Below are 6,982 nucleotides of genomic sequence, written 5' to 3' on the forward strand. Positions count from 1 at the left end.
GGGTGGTGGGTGGCAGGCCGGACCGGGGCAGACCCCGGTCCGGCCAAGGATCAAGACGTCACAGGAAGATCGTGACGATGGGCGGCCAGACCAGCAGCACCGTCAACGCCAGCAGTTGCAGCGCGATGAAGGGCAGGAAGCCGCGGAAGATATCTGTCAGCGAGATATGCGGCGGCGCCACCGATTTGAGGTAGAAGGCCGCAGGACCAAAGGGCGGCGACAGGAAACTGACCTGCATGTTCATACAGAACACCACACCGAACCAGATCGGGACAAAACGCGCATCCACGCTGCCCAGGAACCCGATTTCCTCTGCCGGGAGGCGCACCACGATGGGCAGGAACACCGGCATGATCAGCAGCACGATGCCGACCCAGTCCATGAACATCCCCATGATCAGGAAAACCAGCATCATGATCAGGATGATCCCCATGGTGGGCATGTCCGCGCCGACAATCAGGTTGGCCACATAGGTTGGCCCGCCCGCCAGCGTATAGGCCGCCGCAAGGGCCGCCGCGCCGATGGTGACCCAGATGATCGTGCCGGTGGATTTCAGCGTCCGCAATAGCGCGTCCCAGACGATCTCAAAGGTCATCTCGCGTCGGATCAGGCTGATGGTGAAGACCGCCACCACACCCATGCCAGCCGCCTCTGTGATGCCGGTGATGCCGCCGTAGATCGACCCGAGCACCACGCCGATGACGACGATGGGGGCAATCAGGCCCTGACCCATCTCCCAGCCCTTGGCGGTGCGTTCCATCCCTACGATGAAATACATGATCACGCCGAACAGCACGAAGGTGCCGATCAGCCACGGGATATCCGCGACCATGCCAAGAAAGATCGGATCGACGCCTTCGGTGATCACGTTGTTGCCGGTCACGGTGAAGAACAGCGCCCGCAGCGTCAGCACCCCGGTGATCCACATGCCAAAGCGCGACACGAAGCCAACGAACATCAGGCGTTTCTCATTGCCTTCGGGCGCGCCCGGTTCCTGCGGCGGCAGGGGGGCCTGATCGGGATCAAGCTGGGTGCGCACGATGATGTAGACGATAAAGAAGGTCGCCAGCATGAAGCCGGGCAGGAAGGACGCGGTGAACAGCGCCTTGATCGAGGTCTCTGTCACCAGCCCGTAGAAGATCAGCACGATCGACGGCGGGATCATGGTGCCAAGGCTGCCCGACGCGCAGATGGTGCCGATGGCAAGGTTCTGATTATAGCCCAGCCGCAGCATCTGGGGCAGGGCGATCAGGCCCAGCAGGACCACCTCACCGCCGATGATCCCGGACATGGCGGCCATGATGACGGCCATGATCGAGGTCACGATGGCGATGCCGCCACGGGTGCGCGACAGCCAGACGTTCAGCGACGAATACATGTCGCGCGCGATGCCCGACCGTTCCAGCAGCGCCGCCATAAAGATAAAGAGCGGCACCGATATCAGGACGTAGTTGACCATCTGTCGATAGACCGCCTGACCCAGCACGTTGAACGGCCCCTGCCCGAAACTGCGGAACAGGATGTCGACGTCGAATTTCAGCACCAGCGTGACAACGGCCAGAAAGGCCGAGGCAAAGCCCAGCGGCATACCGATGGCCAGAAGCACGAACATCAGCAGGAGAACGATAAGGGAGAGTGTGCCGATGTCGACCATCAGTTCTTGTCCACTTCCAGGGTTTTGCGGATGTTCTCGATCTCTGTCTCGTCGATCTCATCGGCGGGGTTGTGGTGTTCGGGGGCCTTGTTCCAGTCGGCGATCAGGTTCGACAGTGCCTGAAGCGCAACCAGAATGACAATCACCAGAACGGCGGTCTTGACGGTGCCGGGGATCGGCGGATCCCACGCAGAGCCATAGCCTTCGAGGCGCAGCAGGCGGCGTTTCGCGTCCGCGTAGCCGCCCCAGACAAGGCAGAAGGCAAAGACCCAGATCAGCGACACGGAAATCACGTCCGAGAGTTTCTGCATCCAGCGGGGCATCATGTCATAGATTACATAGATGCGGATATGGCTGCGCTGCTGCATCGCGTAGAGGCCGGCAAACAGAAAGACGATGGCGGCAATCCACAGCGACAGTTCGTTGGCCCAGAGCGTGCCGCCGCTAAAGACGTAGCGGGCGACCACCTCATAGGACATCACGATAACGATAAAGGTGATCCCCAACATCGCCAGCCGCCCCATCACCAGACTGATGATGTCGAAAGGTCCGGTGCGTTCGACCTCGATGCTGCCGCGTATGTCAGAGGTGAAAATCGCGCCGAAGATCAGCGCAAGCGTGAGTGTGGTCATCATCAGAATGACAAGGAAACGCCCCTGTGGACGGATCATGTCATGCATGCCGAGCGGTTCGGCCTTGATGAAAAGGCTGAGGATCAGCCATGCGTAAGTCGCCACTGCCAACGCCGAAAAGACGATCATGGCCCATCTAACTGGTGCTCTGAGTGGCCCCAGCCACACGCTTTCGGAATTCATGCCCAACCTCCCTGCTTTCATTTCCTGGTGTCCTGATGACGGCCGGATCGTCGATCCGGCGCGCTGCGGAGACGCGATGCGGCGGACCCCGAGCAGAGTCCGCCGCTTTGTCACACGTCCGTCAGGTCAGGCGATCAGTCGGCGATCAGGCCAAGCTGGCCCAGATAACCGCGGTGGCTTGCGACAAGTGCTGCGGCCTCCGGGGTTTTCTCGGCCCAGCGATCCCAGGCCACCTGAGCCGCCTTGCGGAAGTCGGCACGGTCCTTGGCCGACCAGTCGTGCAGAGTCACACCCTTGGCCGTCAGCATGGCGGCGGCTTCGGCGTTCTTCTTTTCGTTCGACAGGGCGGTGTGCAGCGACAGTTTCTGCATCGCGGTGTCGAGGATGCGGCGATGCTGATCGCTCAGGCCGTTCCAGACATCGAGGTTACACGCAAGGTGGTCCGACGGCATCGAGTGGAAGCCGGGGTAGGTCGCGTGGTTGACGAGATCGTAGAGGCCCAGACCGACGTTGTTGTTCAGGCCCGAGGCGTCTGCGCCGTCGATGATGCCGGTTTCAAGCGCGGTAAAGATCTCGGTGAAGTCCATCACGATGGGCTGTGCGCCCATTTCCTCGAAGATCTCGGTTTCCAGACCCGGAGGCGACCGGAATTTCCAGCCTTTGAGGTCTTCGGGACCGGCGAGCGGCTTGGACGAGGACAGCGATTCCTGACCGTAGAGCCACCAGCCCACAAGCTGCATGTTCTCGGCGTTGTAAAGCTCTTGCGCGGCCTCGTAGCCGCCGCCGTAGTAGAGCCAGCTGAGCTGCTGCCAGGGGGTGTCGTACCCGCCCATGATGTCGCCGACGAACTGGAACGCGGGGTTCTTGCCGGTCTGGTACGCGCCGCCGGTCATGTCGCAATCGAGGATGCCGTTGATGGCGGCGTCGAATGTCTCGGTGGTGGCGACGACGGACGAGCTGTAGAACATCTCGACGTCGATTGTGCCGCCCGACATGACCTCGACATCGTCGGCGAACTGGGCCGCGAGAATGCCCGAGGGGTGTTCTGTCGCGTAGTGTGTCTGGATGCGAAGGGTGACGTCCTGCGCGGATGCCGCGGACGCGGCAATGGCAACGGCAGCGGCCGTCGTCAGAAGATTCTTCATATATTCCTCCCTGCGGCGGGCTCCCCCCCGCCTGTTTTGACTTCCGGGGCGACGCCCCTGCTCGGGATGGTATACCATCCGGTAACGCCACGCTAACCAAAGCCTTATCGACAGGCAAGGAAATTTGGTATACCAAATATTCTTCATGCAAGGGTGCCTTGGCAGGCGCAAAAAGGGTGCGGAATCAGGGAGGTGGGCTGCGCCATGGGAGAAGGTACGCTGCCGGAACAGATCGCGACTCGGCTCCGCAGGGACATTCTGCGCGGGCTGCTGCCCCCCGGGACACCGGTCAAGGAACGCGACCACGCGGCGGAACTCGGGGTGAGCCGGACACCCATGCGAGAGGCGATTCGGATGCTGGCGAAAGAGGGCCTGGTGCAGTTGCGCCCGGCAAGATCGCCCATCGTCGCCAAGCCAAGCTTTGAGGAAGTCGCCAACAACATCGAGGTGATGGCCGCGCTTGAGGTGCTGTCGGTGCGGTTGGCCTGCCAGCGCGCCAGCGATGTGGAGATCGACGAGATCGCCGAAGTGGCGGACCGCATGGAACGCGACTATGACACGTTTGACCGGCTGGACCTGTTCGAGGTCGACATGAGCTTTCACCGGGCGATTGCGCAGGCGGCCAACAACCCGGTTCTGGCCGAAACCCACGCGGCGCTGCTGGCGCGGCTGTGGCGCGCGCGGTATCTGTCGGCCAGCCGCAAACGGTCCCGCGACAGGGTGCTGCGCCAGCACGCGGATATCGTGGCCGCCCTGCGTGCCCGCGATGCCGTCGCGGCGCAGGCCCATGTGCAGGCGCATCTGGACCATTTGCTGGTCAATATCGTCGATGTTTTCGATGCCGACGACACAGAGTACACACCGGCGGTGGAGTGACCCCGGAACGGACAATCACGGACCCCAGAAACAAGGATTGGGACAGAGATGAAACTATTGCGATTTGGCCCGGCGGGCAGCGAAAAGCCCGGCATCTTGGACAGCGACGGGCAGGTGCGGGATCTGTCGGCCCATGTGACGGATTTCGCAGGCGATTCCGTGTCGCTGGAGGCCCTGAACCGCTTGCGCGCCATCGACCCCGCCAGCCTGCCGGTGGTGGCCGATCCGGGCCGGATCGGGTCCTGCGTGGCCTCGGTGCCGAACTTTTTCTGCATCGGTCTGAACTATGCCAAACACGCGGCCGAGACCGGGGCGGAGCCGCCCAAGGAACCGATCCTGTTTTCCAAGGCCAGCTCTGCCCTGTCCGGCCCCTATGATCCGGTGGTGATCCCGCGCAATTCGGTCAAAGGCGACTGGGAGGTCGAACTGGGCGTGGTGATCGGCAAGACCGCCTCTTACGTCTCTGAGGCGGACGCGCTGTCCTACGTGGCGGGCTATTGCGTCATCAATGATGTGTCCGAGCGCGAGTTCCAGATCGAGAAGGGCGGCCAGTGGATCAAGGGCAAATCGGCCCCGACCTTTGGCCCGACCGGTCCGTGGCTGGTGACGGCGGACGAGGTTGCCGACCCGCAGAACCTGAAGGTGAGCCTGGACCTGAACGGCGAGACCGTGCAGGACAGCGATACCTCGGACATGATCTTTACCGTGGCCGAGATCATCAGCTACATGTCGCAATTCATGATGCTGCAACCGGGCGACATCATCGCCACCGGCACGCCCTCGGGCGTTGGCATGGGCATGAAACCGCAGCGCTTTCTGAAACCGGGTGACGAGATGGTGGTGCGGGTCGAGGGGCTGGGCGAGCAGCGCCAGACGACCGTGGCGGCATCGTAAGTCAGGCGGGGCGAATTTTCGTCGAAAATTCGTCTCACCCTTGAAACTGCGCGGCGGGCCATAGGTCCGCCGCTTGCGTTTTGGTCAGTGGATCAGCGACCCGCCGTTCACGTCGACCTCTGACCCGGTGACATAGGCCGAGAGGTTCGAGGCAAGGAACAGGCAGCACCCCGCCACGTCGCTGGCCGCGCCCGCGCGGCCCATGGGGATGCCGGCGAGGATCTGTGCCATCATCTCGTCGGTCAGCTTACCCTCGGTGATATCGGTGGCGATGAAGCCCGGACAGACCGCATTGGCGCGGATGCCATCGGGGGCCAGTTCGCGCGCCATGGCCTTGGTCAGGCCAAGGATGCCCGCCTTGGCCGCCGAATAGTGCGGACCGCCAAAGATGCCGCCGCCACGCTGGGCGGAGACGGACGAGATATTGACGATGCTGCCGGTCTTGCGGTCGCGCATGTGCGGGATCAGCGCCTGAGACATGTAGAGCGTGCCGCGCAGGTTGACGTCTGTCACCGCATCGTAGTTCTGCGGTTCGATCTGCATCAGTTTCAGCGGCTGGGTGATCCCGGCATTGTTGACGAGGATATCGACCTGACCAAAGGCCTCGATGGCGGATTGAGCGGCGGCCTCGCATTGCGGCTTGCTGGTGACGTCGCAGGGCAGGCCGATGTGGCCTTCGCCCGGCAGATCGGCGGCGGCGGCGCGGGCGGCCTCGGCATTCAGGTCCAGAATGGCGATGCGCGCGCCGTTTTCGGCAAAGAGTTTGGCAGTCGCCTTGCCAAGGCCGCGCGCGCTGGCGGCACCGGTGATCAGAGCGGTCTTGTGTTTCAGAAGCATCGTTTTTCCTGTGGTTGGCCGGGGAGGGGGCATCATGCCAGAGGCATGCTTTCAGCATGGCCCCCGCCGCCTTTGGGCGACTCCCCCGGGATATTTCTGGACAGAAGAAGCGCGGGTCAGAGCCGGGATTTCACGCGCTCCGTGATGGCCTTGACCGAGAGCCCGTATTGATCGTGCAGCGTGGGCAGGGCGCCCGCGTCGAGGAATTCATCCGGCAGGGCGATGCTGTCGAAGGCCGGGTGGATGCCGGCGCGCATGAGGTCTGCGGCCACCGCCTCACCCAGCCCGCCGACGATGGTGTGGTTTTCCAGCGTGACCACAAGGCGGCCGGTCTTGGCGGCTTCGGCGCGGATGGTTTGGGTGTCCAGCGGTTTGATCGTCGGCACGTGCAGGACGGCGCAATCGGTGCCGTCGGCCTTCAGCGCGCGGGCGGCGTCCAGCGCGCGCATGGTCATGAAACCGGTGGAGATGAAGAGCACGTCGCTGCCGCCGTGGATTACCTGTGCCTTGCCCAGTTTGAACGTGTAGCCGTATTCGCCCAGCACATCCGGCACCTGCCCGCGCAGGAGGCGCATGTAGACCGGGCCGGGGTGGTCGGCGATGGCATGGGTGGCCTGCGTGATCTCTGTCGCATCGCAGGGATCCACGATGGTCAGGTTGGGCATGCCGCGAAAGATGGCGAGGTCCTCGGTCGCCTGATGGCTGGGGCCGTAGCCGGTGGTCAGGCCGGGCAGGGCGCAGACGATCTTGACCGGCAGGTT

The 6,982-nt window shown here is 63.0% G+C and carries 7 protein-coding genes; 2 read left to right on the top strand and 5 right to left on the bottom strand.

Annotated elements, in window-relative coordinates; all coding sequences use genetic code 11:
* Positions 1 to 58: 58 nt before the first annotated feature.
* The 3 genes from ACN0S5_RS17640 to ACN0S5_RS17650 form a co-directional block, all read right to left on the bottom strand.
* A complete protein-coding gene (locus ACN0S5_RS17640) occupies positions 59 to 1,654 on the bottom strand; it encodes a TRAP transporter large permease (RefSeq protein ID WP_417210055.1) in 1,596 nt (531 codons plus the stop codon).
* Entirely contained in the window at positions 1,654 to 2,469 is an 816-nt protein-coding gene (locus ACN0S5_RS17645; RefSeq protein ID WP_417210056.1) for a TRAP transporter small permease subunit, read from the bottom strand. The genes ACN0S5_RS17640 and ACN0S5_RS17645 overlap by 1 nt, the downstream gene beginning before the upstream one ends.
* Before the next feature lie 134 nt (positions 2,470 to 2,603).
* Positions 2,604 to 3,614 carry a TRAP transporter substrate-binding protein gene (locus tag ACN0S5_RS17650; RefSeq protein WP_417210057.1) on the bottom strand — a complete coding sequence of 337 codons (1,011 nt, stop codon included), beginning with the start codon at positions 3,612 to 3,614 and terminating at the stop codon, positions 2,604 to 2,606.
* Positions 3,615 to 3,818: 204 nt separating this feature from the next.
* Between ACN0S5_RS17650 and ACN0S5_RS17655 the strand changes: the two genes are divergently transcribed.
* Positions 3,819 to 4,490 (top strand): GntR family transcriptional regulator, encoded by a 672-nt coding sequence (locus ACN0S5_RS17655; RefSeq protein ID WP_417210058.1) that lies wholly within the window; start codon positions 3,819 to 3,821, stop codon positions 4,488 to 4,490.
* 48 nt (positions 4,491 to 4,538) lie between these two features.
* The gene (locus ACN0S5_RS17660) at positions 4,539 to 5,384 is read left to right on the top strand and encodes a fumarylacetoacetate hydrolase family protein (RefSeq protein ID WP_417210059.1); all 846 of its coding nucleotides are present in this window, start codon (positions 4,539 to 4,541) and stop codon (positions 5,382 to 5,384) included.
* Positions 5,385 to 5,468: 84 nt separating this feature from the next.
* Here the strand turns inward: ACN0S5_RS17660 and ACN0S5_RS17665 are convergent, their stop codons facing one another.
* The gene (locus ACN0S5_RS17665; RefSeq protein ID WP_417210060.1) at positions 5,469 to 6,221 is read right to left on the bottom strand and encodes an SDR family NAD(P)-dependent oxidoreductase; all 753 of its coding nucleotides are present in this window, start codon (positions 6,219 to 6,221) and stop codon (positions 5,469 to 5,471) included.
* Positions 6,222 to 6,337: 116 nt separating this feature from the next.
* Positions 6,338 to 6,982 (bottom strand): transketolase family protein (locus ACN0S5_RS17670; RefSeq protein WP_417210061.1); only part of this gene is annotated, 645 nt, incomplete at its 5' end.

Source organism: Antarctobacter sp. (assembly GCF_048262615.1).
Lineage (GTDB): Bacteria > Pseudomonadota > Alphaproteobacteria > Rhodobacterales > Rhodobacteraceae > Antarctobacter.